General features: G+C 58.2%; 21 protein-coding genes. 5 read left to right on the top strand and 16 right to left on the bottom strand.

The window, feature by feature from the left end; translation table 11 throughout:
- Positions 1-6 precede the first annotated feature (6 nt).
- Together ribF and murJ are read right to left on the bottom strand one after the other, a co-directional pair.
- Positions 7-975, bottom strand: coding sequence for a bifunctional riboflavin kinase/FAD synthetase (ribF, locus tag ACNSOI_RS03835; RefSeq protein WP_420195175.1), 969 nt, complete (start codon positions 973-975; stop codon positions 7-9).
- 122 nt (positions 976-1,097) lie between these two features.
- Positions 1,098-2,687 carry a murein biosynthesis integral membrane protein MurJ gene (gene murJ / locus ACNSOI_RS03830; RefSeq protein WP_420195174.1) on the bottom strand — a complete coding sequence of 530 codons (1,590 nt, stop codon included), beginning with the start codon at positions 2,685-2,687 and terminating at the stop codon, positions 1,098-1,100.
- Positions 2,688-2,957: 270 nt separating this feature from the next.
- Here murJ and rpsT point away from each other — a divergent pair, with 270 nt between their 5' ends.
- Positions 2,958-3,227 carry a 30S ribosomal protein S20 gene (rpsT, locus tag ACNSOI_RS03825; RefSeq protein ID WP_058091292.1) on the top strand — a complete coding sequence of 90 codons (270 nt, stop codon included), beginning with the start codon at positions 2,958-2,960 and terminating at the stop codon, positions 3,225-3,227.
- Positions 3,228-3,299: 72 nt separating this feature from the next.
- Here the strand turns inward: rpsT and proB are convergent, their stop codons facing one another.
- The 4 genes from proB to rplU form a co-directional block, all read right to left on the bottom strand.
- Entirely contained in the window at positions 3,300-4,424 is a 1,125-nt protein-coding gene (proB, locus tag ACNSOI_RS03820; RefSeq protein WP_420195173.1) for a glutamate 5-kinase, read from the bottom strand.
- Positions 4,425-4,454: 30 nt separating this feature from the next.
- Positions 4,455-5,648: an Obg family GTPase CgtA gene (cgtA, locus tag ACNSOI_RS03815; RefSeq protein ID WP_106693195.1), complete on the bottom strand. Its 1,194-nt coding sequence runs from the start codon at positions 5,646-5,648 to the stop codon at positions 4,455-4,457.
- A 136-nt stretch (positions 5,649-5,784) separates the two neighbouring features.
- Entirely contained in the window at positions 5,785-6,045 is a 261-nt protein-coding gene (rpmA, locus tag ACNSOI_RS03810) for a 50S ribosomal protein L27 (protein WP_022987754.1), read from the bottom strand.
- A 35-nt stretch (positions 6,046-6,080) separates the two neighbouring features.
- Positions 6,081-6,392: a 50S ribosomal protein L21 gene (gene rplU / locus ACNSOI_RS03805; protein ID WP_061332366.1), complete on the bottom strand. Its 312-nt coding sequence runs from the start codon at positions 6,390-6,392 to the stop codon at positions 6,081-6,083.
- A 241-nt stretch (positions 6,393-6,633) separates the two neighbouring features.
- On the opposite strand from rplU, the gene ACNSOI_RS03800 reads away from it, so the two are divergent.
- Positions 6,634-7,602 (top strand): polyprenyl synthetase family protein, encoded by a 969-nt coding sequence (locus ACNSOI_RS03800; RefSeq protein WP_420195172.1) that lies wholly within the window; start codon positions 6,634-6,636, stop codon positions 7,600-7,602.
- 47 nt (positions 7,603-7,649) lie between these two features.
- Here ACNSOI_RS03800 and ACNSOI_RS03795 read toward each other — a convergent pair whose 3' ends face one another.
- On the bottom strand, positions 7,650-8,636 hold the full coding sequence (locus ACNSOI_RS03795; RefSeq protein WP_420195171.1) for a glutathione S-transferase family protein: 987 nt from the start codon (positions 8,634-8,636) through the stop codon (positions 7,650-7,652).
- A 214-nt stretch (positions 8,637-8,850) separates the two neighbouring features.
- Between ACNSOI_RS03795 and ACNSOI_RS03790 the strand changes: the two genes are divergently transcribed.
- Together ACNSOI_RS03790 and ACNSOI_RS03785 are read left to right on the top strand one after the other, a co-directional pair.
- The gene (locus ACNSOI_RS03790; protein WP_420195170.1) at positions 8,851-9,765 is read left to right on the top strand and encodes a LysR substrate-binding domain-containing protein; all 915 of its coding nucleotides are present in this window, start codon (positions 8,851-8,853) and stop codon (positions 9,763-9,765) included.
- A gap of 93 nt (positions 9,766-9,858) precedes the next feature.
- On the top strand, positions 9,859-11,385 hold the full coding sequence (locus tag ACNSOI_RS03785) for a WS/DGAT/MGAT family O-acyltransferase (RefSeq protein WP_420195169.1): 1,527 nt from the start codon (positions 9,859-9,861) through the stop codon (positions 11,383-11,385).
- Positions 11,386-11,423: 38 nt separating this feature from the next.
- On the opposite strand, the gene ACNSOI_RS03780 is transcribed toward ACNSOI_RS03785, so the two are convergent.
- Positions 11,424-12,074, bottom strand: coding sequence for a DUF2057 family protein (locus tag ACNSOI_RS03780; RefSeq protein WP_420195168.1), 651 nt, complete (start codon positions 12,072-12,074; stop codon positions 11,424-11,426).
- Between the two features lie 262 nt (positions 12,075-12,336).
- On the opposite strand from ACNSOI_RS03780, the gene ACNSOI_RS03775 reads away from it, so the two are divergent.
- Entirely contained in the window at positions 12,337-12,540 is a 204-nt protein-coding gene (locus tag ACNSOI_RS03775) for a DUF6316 family protein (protein ID WP_058091282.1), read from the top strand.
- 49 nt (positions 12,541-12,589) lie between these two features.
- Here ACNSOI_RS03775 and ACNSOI_RS03770 read toward each other — a convergent pair whose 3' ends face one another.
- From ACNSOI_RS03770 to glyA, 8 genes are all read right to left on the bottom strand, one after another.
- On the bottom strand, positions 12,590-13,099 hold the full coding sequence (locus ACNSOI_RS03770) for a phosphatidylglycerophosphatase A (protein WP_061332431.1): 510 nt from the start codon (positions 13,097-13,099) through the stop codon (positions 12,590-12,592).
- A 14-nt stretch (positions 13,100-13,113) separates the two neighbouring features.
- Positions 13,114-14,064, bottom strand: a complete 951-nt coding sequence (gene thiL / locus ACNSOI_RS03765) for a thiamine-phosphate kinase (RefSeq protein ID WP_420195167.1) — start codon at positions 14,062-14,064, stop codon at positions 13,114-13,116.
- Between the two features lie 3 nt (positions 14,065-14,067).
- The gene (nusB, locus tag ACNSOI_RS03760; RefSeq protein WP_072678316.1) at positions 14,068-14,544 is read right to left on the bottom strand and encodes a transcription antitermination factor NusB; all 477 of its coding nucleotides are present in this window, start codon (positions 14,542-14,544) and stop codon (positions 14,068-14,070) included.
- Positions 14,544-15,020: a 6,7-dimethyl-8-ribityllumazine synthase gene (gene ribE, locus ACNSOI_RS03755; RefSeq protein ID WP_058091279.1), complete on the bottom strand. Its 477-nt coding sequence runs from the start codon at positions 15,018-15,020 to the stop codon at positions 14,544-14,546. Before ribE ends, nusB begins: the two co-directional genes overlap by 1 nt.
- A 48-nt stretch (positions 15,021-15,068) precedes the next feature.
- On the bottom strand, positions 15,069-16,184 hold the full coding sequence (ribBA, locus tag ACNSOI_RS03750; RefSeq protein WP_072678407.1) for a bifunctional 3,4-dihydroxy-2-butanone-4-phosphate synthase/GTP cyclohydrolase II: 1,116 nt from the start codon (positions 16,182-16,184) through the stop codon (positions 15,069-15,071).
- Between the two features lie 63 nt (positions 16,185-16,247).
- Positions 16,248-17,363 carry a bifunctional diaminohydroxyphosphoribosylaminopyrimidine deaminase/5-amino-6-(5-phosphoribosylamino)uracil reductase RibD gene (gene ribD, locus ACNSOI_RS03745; protein ID WP_061332375.1) on the bottom strand — a complete coding sequence of 372 codons (1,116 nt, stop codon included), beginning with the start codon at positions 17,361-17,363 and terminating at the stop codon, positions 16,248-16,250.
- Positions 17,360-17,878, bottom strand: a complete 519-nt coding sequence (nrdR, locus tag ACNSOI_RS03740; RefSeq protein ID WP_420195166.1) for a transcriptional regulator NrdR — start codon at positions 17,876-17,878, stop codon at positions 17,360-17,362. Before nrdR ends, ribD begins: the two co-directional genes overlap by 4 nt.
- Positions 17,879-17,950: 72 nt before the next feature.
- Complete coding sequence (glyA, locus tag ACNSOI_RS03735; RefSeq protein WP_420195165.1) at positions 17,951-19,204, bottom strand: serine hydroxymethyltransferase; 1,254 nt, start codon at positions 19,202-19,204, stop codon at positions 17,951-17,953.
- Positions 19,205-19,538: the final 334 nt, after the last annotated feature.

Genomic DNA, 19,538 nt, shown 5'->3' with positions numbered 1-19,538 from the left:
GTTGAATCAGGTTTCCGGCGTGGCGGGGTTATTCGCCAGCCAGGCCCGGGCATGCTCAAAATCCCGGGCGATCTGTTGCCGAAGTTCGTCAACAGAGTCGAATTTCACTTCGTCCCGCAGGCCATGGCAGAACACCACTTCCAGGTGCTGGCCATAAAGTGTGCCAGCAAAGTCGAACAGGTGCACTTCCAGTGACGGCCGCTTGCCGTCTACCGTGGGGCGCAGGCCGATATTGGCCACGCCATCGCGCCATTCACCGGTTTCAAGCCGGGCCCGCACCACGTACACACCACGCAGTGCCGGCATCTTATGCAGCAGAATGTTGGCTGTGGGGGCGCCGATCTGGCGCCCCAGCTGGCGCCCGTAAACAATCCGGCCGTGAATGCGATAAGGGTGCCCGAGCAAACGTTCCGCTTCCTTAAGGCCGTTCACATTCAGGGCATTGCGCACGCGGGTACTGCTGACCCGCTCGCCATCTACCGTCACAGTGCGGGTGTTTTCGACGGTAAAATCATGCTCTTGGCCCACCTGCTCCAGCAATCTGAAGTCCCCGGCCCGGTCGCAGCCAAAACGGAAGTCATCGCCCACCACAAGATGGCGCACCGCCAGGCCCTGGATGAGCACATCTTCCACAAAGCCCATGGCAGAGTAACTGCGGAATCGCTCGTCGAAACGGATGCACAGCACCACATCCACGCCCTCCGCCAACAACGCTTCGAATTTCTGGCGAAACGGCATCAGTCTTGGTGGCGCGTCAGCACCCTGAAAAAACTCCCGGGGCTGAGGCTCAAAAATCATCACCACCGAGGGCACATCCAGCTCAGCGGCTTTCTGCTTTACCTGATCAATAATGGTTTTGTGGCCCAGGTGCACGCCATCAAAGTTGCCGATGGTCGCCACACAGCCATCGGCGAGCGGCGAATCCGCTTGCCCGGACAGGCGCTTAAGATTGGTCAGGCCTCGAATCAGACGCATGTACTGCGAACCTTAACTTGCCAGCTGGCTTTGTGGCGCACCTGCCCGAAAAGCGAGATGCGCTGGTGAGAAAACGCGCGATTATACCCCATGCAGGGGTGCGGTAGAAATCTTGAGGCTGCTTACTTCTGGCGGAACTGGCGAACCCGCACACCTACCAGGGCCAGAGCCACAAAATAGGCCGCCACCCCGGCAACGACCAGAATCCCCATATCCGTCGCCCGCTGCAGCCCGCTCGCTGCAAGCCAGTCTGCCACCGGGGCATTCAGCCAGAACACCACCGCCGCCAGGGCAGCATTGGCCACCAACAACTGCATGAGGAATCTGGGCCAGCCCGGCTGACTTTTCCAGACGCCTTCTTTGCGCAATCCGCGCCAGAGCAGGTAGCCGTTCAACCAGGCGGAGATGGACGTCGCCAGCGCCAGGCCAGCATGTGCCAGGGGCACAATTAACGCCAGATTGAAGGCCATGTTGGCCACCATGGCAATGACACCGATCTTGACCGGAGTTTTGGTGTCTTCCCGGGAGAAAAAGCCCGGCGCCAGCACCTTGATCAACATGAATGCCAGTAGGCCGGCGGAATAAGCCCGCAGGCTCTGGGCCGACATGGTCACATCACGATCGGTCACCTCACCATAATGGAACAGGGTGGCAATCAGCGGCTCTGCCAGCAGCGCCAGTGCCAGCGCCGCCGGCACACCAATCAACAGCACCGCGCGCACGGCCCAATCCAGGGTGGCGGCAAACTGATCTTTGGACGCCGCCGCATGCTTGCGCGACAGGCTGGGCAGAATCACCGTGGCAATGGCAATGCCGAATACGCCCAACGGCAGCTCCGCCAGTCGATCGGAGTAATAAAGCCAGGATACGCTGCCGGTTTGCAGGAACGACGCCAGCACGGTATCGAGCAACAGGTTGATCTGGCTAACCGACACGCCAAATAACGCCGGCGCCATCAGTTTGAGAATGCGGCTGACGCCTTCGTGTTTGTAATCCACCCTCGGCCTCGGCAGCAGCCCCAGGCGCATCAGGAACGGTAACTGGAAAAACAGCTGCAGGGCACCGGCGATAAATACGCCCCAGGCCAGCGCCATGACGGGTTCATCCATTAACGGGGCCAGGAAAATAGCCGCCCCGATCATGGACAGATTCAGCAACACCGGTGTAAACGCCGGAATCGCAAACCGGTCGTAGCTGTTCAGAATGCCACCGGCGAACGCCGTGAGAGAGATCAGCAGCAGGTACGGAAAGGTAATGCGCAGCATATCGCTGGCCAAAGCAAACTTGACCTCATCGCCCAGAAAGCCCGGCGCAAATATCGTGGTCAGTACCGGAGCCCCGAGCATCGCTACCAGCGTAACCGCCAGCAGCACCAGGCCAAGAGAGCCAGCCACCGCATCCACTAGGCGCTTGACCTCGGAGATGTCGCGTTTTTCCCGGTAAGACGACAGCACCGGCACGAAGGCCTGAGAGAAGGCGCCTTCAGCAAACAGGCGGCGCAGGAAGTTGGGAATCTTGAACGCCACGAAGAAGGCATCCGCTGCGGTGCCGGCCCCGAAATAGCGAGCAATCACCATATCCCGCACCAACCCCAGCACCCGCGAGAGCATAGTCATCACGCCAACCACCCCGGATGAACGCAGCAAGCCGGGCGCTTTCGGCGGCTCCTGAACTGGGGGCTGAGAATCTATTGGTCGAGGTTCCGATGACATGGTTATGGGCGTCCAGAAATCCAGAGTTCAAGCCGGAACGGCGTTTCGGTAATCCGCAAGGTGCCAGCCACAGCCGGATCAGGCCCCATGCAGGCGATGCGGGAGTGTATCACAGGCCTTTTCAACGCGGGGATTACTGCGCCGCCGGCCTTGACATTTGGGGCTTTCGGCGGCATAGTTCCGCGTCATTTATTCCGACGCGCTGGTTTTGGCGCGCCTGCGATGTAAACATATTCAGTAGTTACAGCAACGAATTTCAGGAGTTTTACGGTGGCAAATTCCCCGCAAGCCAAGAAGCGCGCTCGTCAGAACGAGAAAAACCGCAAGCACAACGCCAGCCTGCGTTCCATGGCACGTACTTACATGAAGAAAGTAGACGCCCAGATCAAAGCCGGCAGCTACGAAGGCGCTCAAGAAGCCCTGAAGACCGCTCAGCCGATTCTGGACAGCATGGTCAACAAAGGCATCTTCGCCAAGAACAAGGTTGCTCGTCATAAGAGCCGCCTGAACGCCAAGATCAAGGCCCTGAAAGCTGCCTGAATCTTGCGCTCATAAAAAACCGGCTTCATGCCGGTTTTTTTGTGCCTGAAATTTACCTGTTATACGAACAAATCAGACCACAACCAGATTATCCCGATGAATCATCTCTTCGTCAGAGACATAACCCAACACATCGGCAATGCGATCACTTGAGCGGCCGGCAATGGCCCTTGCTTCGTCAGCATCGTAGTTTACCAGCCCGCGGGCAATTTCCCGACCATTCAGGTCAACACATGACACCATCTCGCCCCGCCGGAACTGGCCGGCAATTGCCTTCACGCCTACCGGCAACAAACTGCGACCGCCCTGGCGCAACACCTTTACCGCACCATCATCCAGCGTCAACTTACCCCGGGTTTGCAGATGGCTGGCAATCCACTGTTTGCGAGCCGCCATTCTGCCCTGCTCTGGAAGCAACAACGTGCCAATCACATCTCCCTGGCGCAGGCGAGAAATCGCATGCTCAATACGCCCACCGACAATCACTGTGAAAGCTCCGGAACGGGCGGCCAACCGGGCGGCCCGAAGTTTGGTCAGCATACCGCCACGGCCGAGCGCCCCGGCGCCACCGCCGGCCATCGCATCCAAATCACGATCCTCGGCTCTACGCTCGGTAACCAGCTCGGCGTCCTGGTGCTTACGGGGGTCCTTGTTAAACAACCCCAGCTGGTCGGTCAGGATGATCAGACCATCGGCTTCGATCAGATTGGCCACCAGCGCGCCCAGGGTGTCGTTGTCACCGAAACGGATTTCGTCGGTCACCACCGTGTCGTTTTCATTGACGATGGGCACCACACCATAATCCAGAAGGGTGCGCAGCGTGCTACGGCCGTTCAGATAACGCTTGCGATCCGAGAGGTCATCGTGGGTGAGCAGGATCTGGGCGGTGTGAATATCATGGCGCTTGAACTGCGCCTCCCAGGTTTGCACCAGGCCCATTTGACCAACTGCCGCAGCGGCCTGCAACTCGTGCAAATGCTGGGGCCGCGAGCTCCAGCCCAGTCGACTCATGCCTTCAGCCACCGAACCCGAGGACACCACCACCACTTCCACGTCTTCGGCAATCAGCTCCGCAATCTGGTCTACCCACAACCCGAGGGCCGCGACATCCAGCCCCTTGCCATCATCGGTAAGCAAGGCACTACCAATTTTGATAACCAGACGTCGAGCCTTTCGGAGCTGGAGGCGTTCACTCATGATTGTGATTCTGTCCCTTGGGGTTGCAGTTTACTCAGGGGCGTAGACGACTTCGACGTCGTAATCGTCGTCGTCAAAGTCATCATCGTCATCGGCTTCTCGCGCAGCCCTGCGAGCCTGTCGATCAGCTTCAATTCTGGCGCGTGCCTCTTCGTCCATCCGGCGGCGACGAGCGGCCTCCTGCTCGGCAACTTCTGGGTTCTCAGCTTCCTGCTCCGCTTGCTCTTCAATCCAGCGCATCACCGCCTGAACCAACGGCTTGGTGCCTTCACCACTCAATGCCGAGATGCGGAATACCGGACCTTCCCAGCCAAGCTCATCCACGATGGCCTGGCAACGGGCTTCACGATCTTCTTCTGGCACCATATCGACCTTGTTCAGCACCAGCCAGCGGGGGCGGCTCGCCAGGGTTTCACTGAACTTCTCCAACTCGTGAGCAATGGCCTTTACCGCCTCCACGGGGGACGAACCATCGTAAGGCGCCACATCCACCAAGTGCAGCAACAAGCGGGTACGCACCAGATGTTTAAGGAAGCGGATACCCAGCCCTGCGCCCTCGGCAGCGCCTTCGATCAACCCCGGAATATCCGCAATAACAAAGCTCTGATGAGCCTGAACACTAACCACACCCAGATTTGGTACCAACGTGGTAAACGGGTAGTCAGCCACCTTTGGTTTTGCCGCAGATACCGAACGAATGAAAGTAGATTTTCCGGCATTGGGCATACCCAGCAAACCGACATCCGCCAGAACCTTCAGCTCCAGGCGCAAATTACGGGTCTCACCTTCCGAGCCTTTGCTGGTCTGTCGTGGGGCACGATTGACTGATGACTTGAAACGGGTATTCCCCAGGCCATGAAAACCACCTTGGGCCACTTTCAGGCGCTGACCTTCTTTGGTGAGATCGCCCAGCACTTCGTGGGTATCCATATCGACAACGGTGGTGCCCACCGGTACCGGCAGAACAAGGTCTTCACCCTTGTTACCCGTGCAGTTACGGCCAGCACCCGGCTCGCCATTCTGGGCCTTGTGTTTGCGCTGGAAGCGGTAATCGATGAGCGTGTTCAGAGCGCTGTCTGCCTCCAGATAGACGGAACCGCCATCCCCGCCGTCACCGCCGTCGGGACCACCCTTGGGTACATACTTTTCCCGCCGGAAACTCAAGCAGCCATGGCCGCCTTTACCGGCTTCAACAATGATGGTGGCTTCGTCTACAAATTTCATACGCCTGATGCCTTTGCATAAACTAAAAAGCCCCGCAGCCTCATGGAAGCTTTGCGGGGCTCCGGATTCACCTGAGGGCTGATCAGATCAGCATATCAGGCTCATCCAAGGTTCGACAGAACCGGATCGCCGCTGCTTACGCAGCCGGAACGATGCTCACGAACTTGCGGTTCTGCGGGCCTTTGGTCTCGAACTTCACCTGACCTTCCGCTTTCGCGAACAGGGTGTGGTCCTTGCCAATGCCTACGTTGCTGCCAGCGTGGAAACGGGTGCCACGCTGACGAATGATGATGCTGCCTGCAGTGACAGTCTCACCGCCGTAGCGCTTGACACCAAGTCGTTTCGACTCGGAATCGCGACCGTTACGGGTACTACCTGCTGCCTTTTTATGAGCCATTACCAGCCTCCTTCATTAAGGGGTTATTCGAGGGCTTAGCCCTGGATACCCGTGATCTTGACTTCAGTAAACCACTGACGGTGGCCCTGACGCTTCATGTGATGCTTACGACGACGGAACTTGATGATGTTGATCTTGTCGTGACGACCGTGGCTAACCACTTCAGCGGTCACCTTGGCGCCATCAACTACCGGGGCACCGACTTTAACGTCGTCACCGTTGGCAACCAGAAGAACACGATCGAACTCAACAGAGCCGCCGGTTTCAACTTCCAGCTTTTCCAGTTTCAGAGTTTCGCCTTCTTTTACACGGTGCTGCTTACCACCGCTAACAATAACTGCGTACATTCATAGTCTCCGCGATTGACCCATCCCTGCTCTTATCCACCTGGTTCTAAGGGAGGCGCTCTGGCGACCCTATTGCAGGGAGCGCAGGTTGGGATGAGTTGGGCGCGTGATTGTACGAAAAGCCGCCGGGCAATACAAGTCAGATTCCCGGGCAAGTTGACACTGTAGGCAGCAATACCTAGCATTGCCGCGTCCTGCCCGAAAACTCAACGAAAACACCAGCAAGGGACGTACCAGCCCGATGACAGCCCAGCGTATCCACGACACCGTGGCGGAAGACTTCAGCCGCGTCAATGACCTGATAATCCAGCGGCTTGCCTCTGACGTCCCGATGGTTGAGAAGATCGCTCAATACATCATTGAAAGCGGCGGCAAACGCCTGAGACCGCTTCTGGTACTGCTATCCAGCCGGGCCGCAGGCTACAGCGAAAGCGAACACCTCAAGCTGGCCGTCGTCATTGAATTCCTGCACACCGCCACCCTGTTGCATGACGACGTAGTGGATACCTCCGACATGCGCCGGGGCCGCAGCACCGCCAACGCAAAATGGGGCAATGCTCCCAGTGTATTGGTAGGTGATTTCCTCTACGCCCGAGCCTTCGAGATGATGGTGGAACTGGAAAGTCTGCCGATCATGAACGTGCTGTCCCACGCCACGGCGGTGATTGCCGAAGGCGAAGTAATGCAGTTAATGAATGTAAAAAACCCGGATCTTACCGAAGAGCAGTACATGGTCGTCATTCACAACAAGACCGCCATGCTGTTCGAGGCGTCCTCCCATACCGGCGCGCTGCTGGCGGGTGCCGATGACACACAGGAAGCTGCACTGAAAGACTACGGCAAGCACCTGGGCCTGGCGTTCCAGCTGGTGGACGACGTTCTCGATTATCTGGGCGACGCCGAAGCCATGGGCAAAAACGTGGGCGACGACCTGGCCGAAGGCAAAACCACTCTGCCTCTGATTTACGCCATGGCCAACGGCAGCGACGAAGAGCGACAACTGATTCGACAGGCCATCCGCAAGGGCGGTCTGGACGACCTGCCCAAGGTACTGGAGATTGTCAAAGCCTCCGGCGCCATTGAATACACCATGGCCAAGGCAAAGGAACAGGCACAGATCGCCTGCAACCTGCTCAACTCCCTGCCCGAGTCTGAGCACCGGAAGGCCTTGGAGTTGCTGACTGAAGTGGCGGTAGCCCGAGTCAGCTGACTATCGAGCCGGGCGGCAAACCATCAGGCGCCGCCCGTTCTAGTGCCTTAGCCAACCTGCTCGCGGCCATGGGGCGCATCGAAGTCCAGCTCTGGGCCCACCGGCACCACCTGTGTCGGGTTGATCGTGCGCTGGCTGACATAGTAATGCCGCTTTATCTGCCGAATATCCACGGTCTCGGCCACGCCGGGCACCTGGTACAACTCCCGCACATAACCTGACAGGTTCGGATAATCCCTGATCTGCTGTCGATTGCACTTGAAATGGCTGTAATACACGGCATCAAACCGAACCAACGTGGTGAACAAGCGCCAGTCTGCTTCGGTAAGCTGACTGCCGGTCAGATAGCGCTTCCCCGCCAGGATCTGCTCAAGCCAGTCCAGAGAATCAAACAGCGCGCTGTAGGCTTCTTCGTATTTGTCCTGTGCAGTCGCGAAGCCGGCCTTGTAAACACCATTGTTAACGGTGTCATAAACCCGCTCGTTCACCGAATCGATCTGCTGGTGCAGCTGCTCCGGGTATAGATCCAGACCGGAATTCACGCCTTCCAGGCCGTTAAACGCGGAATTGAACATCCGGATGATATCGGCAGACTCATTACTGACAATGGTTTCCTGGCGCTTATCCCACAACACCGGTACGGTCACCCGCCCGGAATAGTCTGGCGCGGCCCGCGTGTAAATCTGATGCATAAACTGCGACTGGTAGAGGTGATCATGGTGAGCCGGGTCATCCTCCCGGAACTCCCAGCCATTCTCCACCATATCCGGATGCACAACCGACACCCCAATGTGTTGCTCAAGCCCCTTAAGCTTCCGGAAAATCAGTGTCCGGTGCGCCCAGGGGCAGGCCATCGACACATACAGGTGGTAGCGCCCACTCTCCGCTGCAAAACCGCCCTCCCCGGCCGGGCCGGGCGAGCCGTCCGCGGTCACCCAGTTACGGAACCGCGCCGCTTCCCGCTCAAACTTACCACCGGTTTTCTCGGTGTCGTACCACTCATCGTGCCACTGACCATCAACCAACAAACCCATAAAACCTCCCCTGGGGTCAGACCCCTGTGAATAACTGCAGACTTATCAACAGGGGTCTGACCCCAATTTATCAACAGGGGTCTGACCCCAATTTATTTGTCCACATTAATTCACAGGGGTCTGACCCCGTTTACAAATGTTGGAGACAGGTTACCGGGTGGGCTGGTAGGCTGATAGCAAGCATTTCTGGCAAACACTTTCAGATTATTCGAACATGCATACAGCCATTACGATTGACGCACTCAAAGTGCTGGACGCCATTGACCGCAAGGGCAGTTTTGCCGGGGCTGCCTCGGAGCTGTTCCGGGTGCCATCCGCCATCAGTTACACGGTTCAGAAGCTCGAAGAGGATCTGAACGTCAGTATCTTTGACCGCAGCGGCCATAAGGCTGTGCTGACCTCGGCGGGGCGGTATCTGCTCGAGGAGGGGCGTTCACTGCTGGAAGCCGCTGAGAACCTTGCCCATACCACGCGGCAGGTGGCCCAGGGCTGGGAAACCCGGCTGCGTATTGGCTTTAACTCGCTGCTGCCGGCTGAATGCCTGTTTCCGGCCATTCGGGATTTTCATCAGCTCGGGGTTCCGGTTGATGTGCAGATTATCGAAGAAGTCTTCGCCGGTGCCTGGGATGCCCTGCAAAGCCGTCGCGTTGATATGGTTGTCGGGGCTGACCTGCTGAGCAAACCTGCCGGAGCTTTCGCCACCAAATCACTGGGGGAGGTACCGTTTGTGTTTGCCGTAGGCGCAGAACACCCTCTCGCCAGTGAGACCGGCCCGCTGGCCGAAGCGGATATTGCACAGTATCCTGCAGCGGTAGCGGCGGATACGTCGCGCTCGCTGCCACCCGGCCATGCGGGAATATTCCGGCGCCAGAGAACCCTCACCGTCAGCAACATTGACCAAAAAATTCTGGCCCAGGAGGCAGGCCTGGGCGTTGGCTGGCTCCCCTACCCGCGAATCCGGGAACAGCTTGCTCGGGGCTCGCTTATTGCCAAAGAGACGAGTGAACCCCGCGCCGCCATCAGCGTACATCTGGCCCGCCACAGCGAAGACAAAGGCAAGGCACTGATGTGGTTCTGGGACAGACTCAGCAACGATGAGACCATCCACAAATGGCTTCAACCGGAATAAAATCGGGGCATCGGGGCCAATAGGCCCGATCATGCCATGGGCTATACTCCAAGGCCCGCAACCTTAACCGTGACACACAAGGGAGTGCGCTGGATGCGTCAGCTGTCGGAACTGGATGCCTCGTTTCTCTACCTGGAGTCAGAAACCACCCCCATGCACATTGGCGGTGTGTACCTGTTCGACGCCAGCGGCCTGAGCGATCCCCTGGCCTTCAGTACGTTTGTGTCATACCTGCGTAGCCGCCTGCACGTAGTGCCCCTGTTCCGGCAAAAACTCAAGGAAATCCCCCTGCGCCTGGGGCGCCCCTACTGGATCGATGACCCCGGCTTCAGCATTGAGCGGCACCTGGCCTACGTTAATCTGGGTGAACATGGTAAACAGGCGAGCCTGATGTCTTTGGCGTCAAAAATCATGGAAGAGCCGCTCAAACGTGACCGGCCCCTTTGGCACATCACGTTTGTCGACGGCTTTCGCATTGACGACCCGGAAGGCGACAAACAAGGTTTTGCGCTGATCGTCAAGCTGCACCATGCCGCCATTGATGCCTTCAGTGGCGAGGAGATCATGGGCAAGTTACTGGAATACACACCGGAGCCCCGACCCATCGCACCACCACGCCCCTGGCTGGCACGCCCGGAGCCATCCGAGGAGCGTGTATTTCTTCAGGCCGGCGCCAATATGCTCAAAACCCCCATGCAGGTTGCCTCACTCGCTTACAACGCAGCAGAAGCCACCGCCCGGGGCCTGGTCAAGAAACAGCTGCAGAAGCTGCCGGTACCCTTCCCCCTGTTTACCGCACCCCACAGCCCGTTTAACCGGCAGATTACCGCCAACCGACGCATAGTCTCCGCCAGTGTCAGCCTGTCCCGGCTCAAAGCGATCAAGGCAAGCCTCGGAGATGTCACCCTGAACGACGTTGTGCTCGGATTATGCGCTGAAACCCTGCGCCGTTACCTCAAACAACAGGGTGGCGACACAGACAAGTCGCTGGTAGCGATGACGCCGATTTCCGTGCGCTCCAGCAGCCTGCGCAAGGCCACCGGCAACCAGATGTCTGCGATGCTGCTGGATCTTGCCACTAACGAACCCAATCCCGCGGCCCGGATCCGGCGAATCCATCAGAACGCGGTGGAGTCTGAACCCTACCGAGAAGCCATTGCCGCCGACCGGCTGACAGAACTGCTGCCATCCACCCTGCTGGCGCTGTCTGCCCGGCTATATTCCGAACTGCAGGTGGCGCAGCGTTATCACCCGCTCTTCAACTTGCCGATCACCAATGTACCCGGACCACAGGTTCCGCTGTTCCTGCAAGGCGCGCGACTGATCCGGCAATACAACACGGCCCCGCTGTTCGATAGCCTTGGGCTGGTCATTGTGGCCGTAAGCTATCAGGGGCAACTGACTTTGAATTTTACCCTGTGCCCGGACGTGGTTCCCGATGGAGACAGTCTGAAAGACCTGATTGAGGATAGCCTGACCGGGATCGAGGAATGCCTGCATGACCTCGGCCCCGATCAGGGCCTGGAGACTCCGCACGGCAGCGGCCAAAACCTGACCGATGAGGTACTAGGGGCGCTTGAAAACATGATCAAGGGCGGGCTTCAGCGCTTTCGCCGATAGCTCGGGCCGGGCACCAAACGCCCGGCCCGCCGACAATATTACTCAAACGCCCAGCGAAGGAAGGTTCGCTTCTCTTCCTCGGTAGCGTCTTCCCACAGAGCTTTCAGGCGCTCCAGCGTGGTCGAGCCAGGTTCGCTGCCGGCGCTACCGCCAGATGCCGCCAACGGCGTGCGAGAAGCGCTGCCCTGAGACGCCCCATCCCACTTGCTGGATTCAGCCACCAGCGCCCCGTTACTATCGATAATGGCTGCGGAAAAGTCTGCCATCATGGCTTCAGCCTGCTGCCGCGACGACGGCTTGTCGAAACGGAAGCGATATTCCGCTCCCGGTTGGGCATCGAAGCGCACCACTTGTTGCTCGCTCTCAACCGTGTGAACTTTGGATTCACCATCACGAACCACACCAGTACGGGCCCATATGGTCTTGTAGGTAAAGACGACCTCGGTTTCGCCGGGCAACAAGCCGTAGTCCAGAGCCAGATCGTCCAACATGAAGCGGGTCATGCTTCTGCCGTTGATGGCAGCTACCTGGATTTCACCCGGGGCTTTCAACACTGCCGGGGTCGCCGCCCCCTCGGGGTCGCCCTGCCAGGCATCCACTCGTGTCAGTGATGATGCACAACCTACCAGGGTAACGCTCAGCATCAGGGCAACCAACTTGAAAACCCTGGAAACGTGACACATACTCATTTCATCTCCTTTTCCTTGAGAGGCCTGGGCGGCCATGACGGGATCACACGCTCTCGCATTCTGACCATCCAGGCCATGGGGAGCAAGCAAAGCTTTGATATACGGGCGCCAAGCACCGGAGGTTTTTACCGGGCTCATGCAACGCCGATCACAAGAATGTAAAAAATTGTTGAATTAAGCGGCAATTGGATTAATTTTAATCAGGTCGGCAAACAAAACGCGTTGCCCGAGAAGAAAAGAATAAGCGGGCTCAGGAGCAACCATGGACACTCAGCGCAGGACCGGGGAACAAGGCCCGGCACCCTTTCGCAGCAGTCGTTTTTTCTGTGTAGGTAGCAAATGGTATTTCACCACCCGGGAAGGCTTTGACAGCGGTCCCTTTGCGTCCCGGGAACGTGCAGAGATCGGCCTCAAGCGATTTCTGCACGTGGTCAGGATGCTACCGGAAGAACAGCAACTCCATTAAACCTGGCCGAACGGAAGCTCCGGCTGGCCCATCCGCCGGGTAATGTTCTTCAGATGATGAAGGGCATTACCCATACATCGATACCCCACAAGCAGACCAGGGCCATGAATCCGGCCACCACATCATCCACCATGATCCCCAGCCCTCCTGGCATCCGGGCATCCAGCCAACTGATGGGCCAGGGCTTGACCACATCGAACAGCCGGAACAGCAGAAACGCCATCAATACACCGTAGATCTGGTCCGGGAACAGGCCAAGGGCTATCCACATGCCTACAAACTCGTCCCAGACGATACCTCCATGGTCATGCACCTTGAGCGCGTCTGCGGTTTTCCCACACAACCAGATACCCACCAGGAAAGCCGCCAGAACCACCAGCCAATAGGCAACCGGGGGCAACCAGGCGAAGGTGTACCATACCGGTATCGCCGCCAGGCTCCCCCAGGTGCCGGGCGCCTTTGGCATGGCGCCACTGCCGAAGCCAAAGGCCAGAAAATGCACTGGGTGTCGCAAAAAGCCCGGTGGCAGTATAGCCGTTGGACTGTCTGGTTCATGCATCAGATCTTCGTCCTTCAAACCGATCTCCCAAAATGATCAAATCCGGCGGGTGATTCCGTCATGTCCGCTCCCGTAACGCGCAGCCCCGACGCCTGCTGAATACGCCCTATAATAATCAACCCACCCTGCACCTCCGGTGCCAGGGCAGCGTATTGATCAGGCGCGATGGCCACGCACAATTCATAGTCGTCGCCTGCGGTCAACGCCAGACTGAGCGCCGCACCCCCTTTAAGTCGGCGCAACTCCGGCAACATTGGAATGCTATTGGCGTCCAGCTCAGCACCCACACCGGACTGCTCGAGAATGTGTTCAAGATCCGCCAGCAAGCCATCGGAGATATCGATCGCCGCTGAAGCCCTGCCAATCAGCTGTTGGCCAAGCGCCAGCCTGGGCTCAGGAAAATGGTAGCGAGCCAGCACGGCTTTCTCGTCGGAAGCTGGGGCGGTTGCCTCCAGAAATTCGAGTGCGGCGCCGGCGGCACCCAATGGTCCGGACACGCAGATAAGATCACCCGGGCGGGCGCCAGAGCGCCGGATAGCAGAGCCTTGTGTCACCGTACCGTGTACCTGGATGGAGACCGCCAACGGCCCCCGGGTAGTATCGCCACCGGCCAGGGAAATCCCGAAAGCATCGCTGGCCTTAGCAAGCCCGTGGGCAAAATCCGCCAACCATTCAGGCTGCGCCTCAGGCAATGTCAGTGCAAGGGTAAAGCAAACAGGTGTAGCGCCCATGGCAGCCAAATCACTGGTGGCTACCGCCAGCGCTCGCCATCCCAGACAGAAAGGGGAATAGTTAGCAGGAAAATGAACGCCTTCAACCAGCGTATCCACTGAGAAGACCAGATCCCGGCCCTCGGGAACGCGCTGGATAGCGCAATCATCCCCGGGGCCGAGCACAAGCTGATCTGTCATGGCCTTGTTGGCCAGGGGCACAAAGAAGCGACGGATCAGCTCGAATTCACCCATGAATCAACGCGGGCGAGTCTCTGCCAGGCGCAGGCGCTGGCTCAGTTTATCCAGAATACTGTTCACAAACTTGTGGCCTTCGGTACCGCCAAAACGCTTGGCCATCTCGATGCCTTCGTTAATCACCACCTTGTAGGGCACATCAATCCGATGCTTCAGCTCATAGGTGCCCAGGCGGACAATCGCCAGCTCAACCGGATCCACCTCTTTCAGGGGCCGATCAAGGAAAGGCTCGATCAGTTTATCCAGCTCGGCCTGTTCCCGATGGATGCCCCGCAACAAATCCCGGAAATACATGATGTCTACTTTGCTCATGTCATTATCGACCATGAACTCCGCTTCAATGTCAGAGATCGGCGTTTTGCTGAAGTGCCGCTGGTACAGGCCCTGCATGGCAAGGGCCCGTGCCCTGCGCCGATCACCAGCCTTGGGCTGGCCGGTTTTCCCCGGCTGGGGGGAGGTATCACCCGCTTCGTTCATTACTCACCCAACTTTTTGAACAGACTGACCATTTCCAGGGCAGTAATGGCCGCTTCCGCGCCTTTGTTGCCGGCCTTGGTGCCTGAGCGCTCAATGGCCTGTTCGATCGAATCGACGGTCAATACGCCAAAGGTAACCGGAACGTCGGTTTCCAGGCTGACCGCGCCCAAACCACTGGAGGCTTCGCCGGCGACGTATTCGAAGTGCGGCGTGCCACCACGAATAACCGCGCCCAGGGCGATGATGGCATCGTAGTCGGAGGTTTCGGCTACGCGCTTGACGGCCAGCGGCATTTCATAGGCACCCGGTACCCGGATGATGGCGATGTCGTCTTTGGAAATACCGTGGCGCAACAGGGTGTCTACAGCACCATCTACAAGACTTTCAACCACAAAACCGTTAAACCGGCCAACCACCAGCGCGTAACGGCCGCTGCACTGGGTAAAATCACCTTCAATTACTTTGATATCTGCCATCTTGGGCTCCTTCGCGAGCTGCGGCACTCAGAGCCGCAGCCGGGTTTATCATTCGGGGGTGTAGGGTACGTATTCCACAACTTCCAGATCGAAACCGGAAATGGCAGAGAACTTTACCGGCGGGCTCAACAAGCGCATTTTGCCTACGCCGATATCCCGCAGAATCTGGGAACCGGTTCCGACGGTGAAGTACACGCCAGAACTGCCCTTCCCGGCAGATGCTGTGCCCTCGTCGTAGAATTCCTGGATTCGGTCTTCCAGGTTATAGCTGTCTTCAGCGCTGTTCAGCAGAACCACAACGCCACGCCCTTCCTCAGCCACTTTCTCAAGGGCATGATGCAATGGCCAACTGCGCGAGTCCTTTCGGCGTGCACCCAGCAGATCCCGAAGGGTATCGGTGATGTGTACACGCACAAACACAGGCTCTTCAGGAGCAATATCTCCCATCACCATGGCCAGGTGGGTAGCACCCTGAATGTTGTCTCGGTAGGTACGTAACTTGAAAAGACCATACTCGGTATCCAGGTCATGCTCTTCCACGCACTCCACGGTTTTTTCATTCATGGTGCGGTAGTGGATCAGATCTGCGATGGTGCCGATTTTCAGGTCATGCTCTTCTGCGAATCTTTCCAGGTCTTCACGGCGCGCCATGGAACCGTCGTCATTCATGATTTCACAGATCACGCCGGCAGGCTCGCAACCGGCAAGAGCCGCCAGGTCACAGGAGGCTTCGGTGTGCCCGGCCCGGCTCAAAACACCACCAGGATCAGACATCAAGGGGAAAATATGGCCCGGCTGAACCAGGTCTGACGCCTTGGCATTGCGGGCAACCGCCGCTTGTACCGTGCGGGCGCGATCAGCCGCAGAGATACCGGTGGTCACGCCTTCACGCGCCTCGATAGACAGCGTGAACTTGGTGCCGAAGCCGGAAGCATTCTGCTGCACCATCAACGGCAAGCCCAGCTGTTCGCACCGGTCGCGGGTCATCGGCATACAGATCAGGCCCCGGCCGAAGCGAGCCATGAAATTGATCGCTTCCGGCGTGCAATGTTCTGCCGCCATGACCAGATCGCCTTCGTTCTCGCGATCCTCATCGTCCATCAGGATCACCATTTTGCCCTGGCGGATGTCTTCGATGATGTCTTCAATGCTGTTCAGTGCCATACGGTTCTGCACCCTGTCACCCTGGCCGCATCTTGCTGCGACCGAAGGGAATGAATTGAATGATTAGCTGCGGGCCAGGATCAGCCTCTGATCCTCACCCACCTGACGCCGATCCAGCACTTTCCATTGCACTTTATCAGCCATTGTTTCAAGCGGCAGATGAGCGGTTGGTCGCCCGGTGCTGCCCAGAAATACCGGCGCCTGATACAACCAGAGTTCATCCACAAGGTTTTCCCGAATGAACGTTCCGGCCAGTGTTGGCCCCGCCTCTACCAATAATTCGTTGATGCCAAGTTCGCCCAGGGCATCCAGCAGCTCAGCAAGGTCAACACCATTATCTTTCCAGGCCACACCGGTCAGGCTAACGCCCAGCGCGGCCAGATCCTGCGCCGGCGCCGATGCCAGTGCCGAACTGGCGCAGAACACCTGAACATTGCCCCCCTGGAGAATACGCGCCGTCGCCGGTGTGCGGGCGTCCCGGTCTGCAATAACCCGCAGAGGCTGGCGTGAGGGGTCCGTGGCATCACCAATCTCCCCCATTTCATCCCGACGCACCGTCAACGATGGATCATCCGCCAGAACGGTACCTACTCCCGTCAGGATAGCATCGCTGATGGCGCGCAGCCGCTGCACGTCCCTCCGGGCTTCGGTCCCGGTGATCCACTGGCTTTCGCCAGAGGCCATGGCAGTACGGCCATCCAGGCTGGCGGCCATTTTCAGGCGAACCCAGGGCCGGCCAGTATTCATGCGCTTCATAAAACCGGGGTTCAAGCGAACCGCTTCATCGGCCATCAACCCCTCGGTCACCTTGATGCCGGCATCCCGGAGCATGTCCAGCCCCCGGCCAGACACTGACGGATTGGGATCTTTGGTTGCGGCAAATACCTGCGCCACACCAGCATCGATCAGCGCTCTGGCACAGGGCGGCGTTCGGCCATAATGGCTGCAAGGCTCCAGGGTGACATACGCGGTCGCCCCACGGGCATCCTGGCCTGCCTGACTCAGAGCGCGAACTTCTGCGTGAGCCTCTCCGGCACGTTCGTGCCAGCCTTCCCCGACGATGCGGTTGCCCTTGGCAATCACGCAGCCAACCCGGGGGTTGGGGTGGGTAGAATAGCGACCACGCCAGGCCAACTGAATGGCCCGGGCCATCATCGCCCGGTCACGGTCTGCAATCATGCCTTGCCTTTTTCGGACTGCTTGTCGGCCAACGCCCTTGCCACATCAGCCGCGGTTTCACCATTACCCTGAGACAATCGCTCAATCTCTTCCTTGAACTCGTTGATGTCCTGAAAGCTGCGATAAACAGAGGCAAAGCGAACGTAGGCCACTTTGTCGAGCTGACGCAACTCGGTCATCACTTCCTCACCGAGCTGCATAGACTTTACTTCACGCTCACCAGTGGAACGCAGGCGGTACTTGATGCGATTCAGGGCAGCGTCGATTTCCTCAATGCTGACCGGCCGCTTTTCCAGCGCCTTCATCAGGCCTGCCCGAAGTTTTTCTTCATCGAATGGCTGCCGGGTGCCGTCCTGCTTGACCACGCGGGGCATCACCAGCTCGGCGTTTTCAAACGTAGTGAACCGCTCCCGGCAGGACAAACACTCCCTGCGGCGGCGAACCTGATCACCTTCAGCCACCAGGCGGGAATCAATCACCTTGGTATCGGCCTCACCACAGAAAGGACAATGCATAATTCAGATGCTCCGGAAAGGAAGAACCCGGGGCTCCGCAAGAACGCCCGGGCAGTCTTGTTACGCTATCACTTAGCCATAGACCGGGAAGCGGGCACACACCGCTTCTACCTGCTCACGCACGCGGCTGATGGTTGCTTCGTCTTCGAGGTTGTCGAGGATGTCACACATCCAGCCGGCCAGATCACGACACTCCCCTTCCTTGAAACCACGAGTGGTGACTGCGGGGGTACCAATGCGCAGACCAGAGGTCACAAACGGCGAGCGCGGGTCATTCGGGACAGCGTTCTTGTTCACGGTGATGTGCGCTTTGCCAAGCGCGGCATCGGCGTCTTTACCGGTGATGTCCTGCTTGATCAGACTGACCAGGAACAGGTGGTTCTTGGTGCCACCGGAAACCACGTCAAAGCCACGCTCGACAAACACGTCAGCCATGGCGGCGGCGTTCTTTACTACCTGCTGCTGGTAGGCCTTGAACTCGTCGCTCATGGCTTCCTTGAAGCACACGGCCTTGGCGGCAATCACGTGCATCAGCGGGCCGCCCTGGCCACCCGGGAACACGGCAGAGTTCAGTTTCTTCTGCAGGTCTTCGTCGTCACAGGCCAGGATCAGGCCGCCACGTGGGCCGCGCAGGGTTTTGTGCGTGGTGGTCGTAACCACGTGGGCGTGAGGTACCGGGTCCGGGTACACGCCAGCAGCGACCAGACCGGCCACGTGGGCCATGTCAACAAACAGATACGCGCCTACCTTGTCGGCGATGGCACGGAAACGGGCAAAGTCCAGCTCCTGCGAGTAAGCAGAGAAGCCCGCGATGATCATTTTCGGCTTGTGCTCAACCGCCAGCGCCTCGATTTCGTCGTAGTCCAGCAAGCCGGTGTCGGTGTTGATACCGTACTGAACGGCGTTATAGATCTTGCCAGAGAAGTTGACGCTGGCACCGTGGGTCAGGTGACCACCGTGGGCCAGGCTCATGCCGAGAACGGTATCGCCGGGCTTGAGCAGGGCCATGAACACGGCAGAGTTGGCCTGGGAGCCGGAGTGCGGCTGCACGTTGGCGTAGGCGGCACCAAACAGCTCCTTGGCGCGGTCAATAGCGAGCTGCTCGGCAATATCGACAAACTCGCAGCCACCGTAGTAGCGCTTGCCCGGATAGCCTTCGGCGTATTTGTTGGTCAGCACACTGCCCTGGGCTTCCATCACCCGCGGGCTGGTGTAGTTTTCAGACGCGATCAGTTCGATGTGCGCCTCCTGACGCTTCTCTTCCGCCTGCATGGCGTTCCACAGTTCGTCATCGAAACCGGCGATTTTCATATCACGATTAAACATGGATGTGCTGCCCCTGTCTGTATGGCTGGCCCGGCGCTGCCTCTGTGCATGCCGTAACCCCTGAAAAATTGGGCCGCTATTCTATCCCGAAAGCGGGTTAAAAATCATCCTTTATGCCGTCCGCAGATACCGGCACACCGGTGATCCCGGTTTTTGCTCAATTGCTATCCCTTTGGGGTTTAGATACCTTACGGGGTTCTGTTTTCAGGCAGGTTGTGAGTGGGCCTGCCTTAGTGACTTTTTGCCACGGAATCCACGGAAGGACACGGAAAGAAGATTAAAGATAGTTTTGCCACGAAATCCACTAAATGACACGAAAGGAAAAGATAAAAAG

The organism is Marinobacter sp. GH_1 (assembly GCF_048595985.1).
GTDB lineage: Bacteria > Pseudomonadota > Gammaproteobacteria > Pseudomonadales > Oleiphilaceae > Marinobacter > Marinobacter shengliensis.
This window is presented reverse-complemented; position numbering and strand designations above follow the sequence as displayed.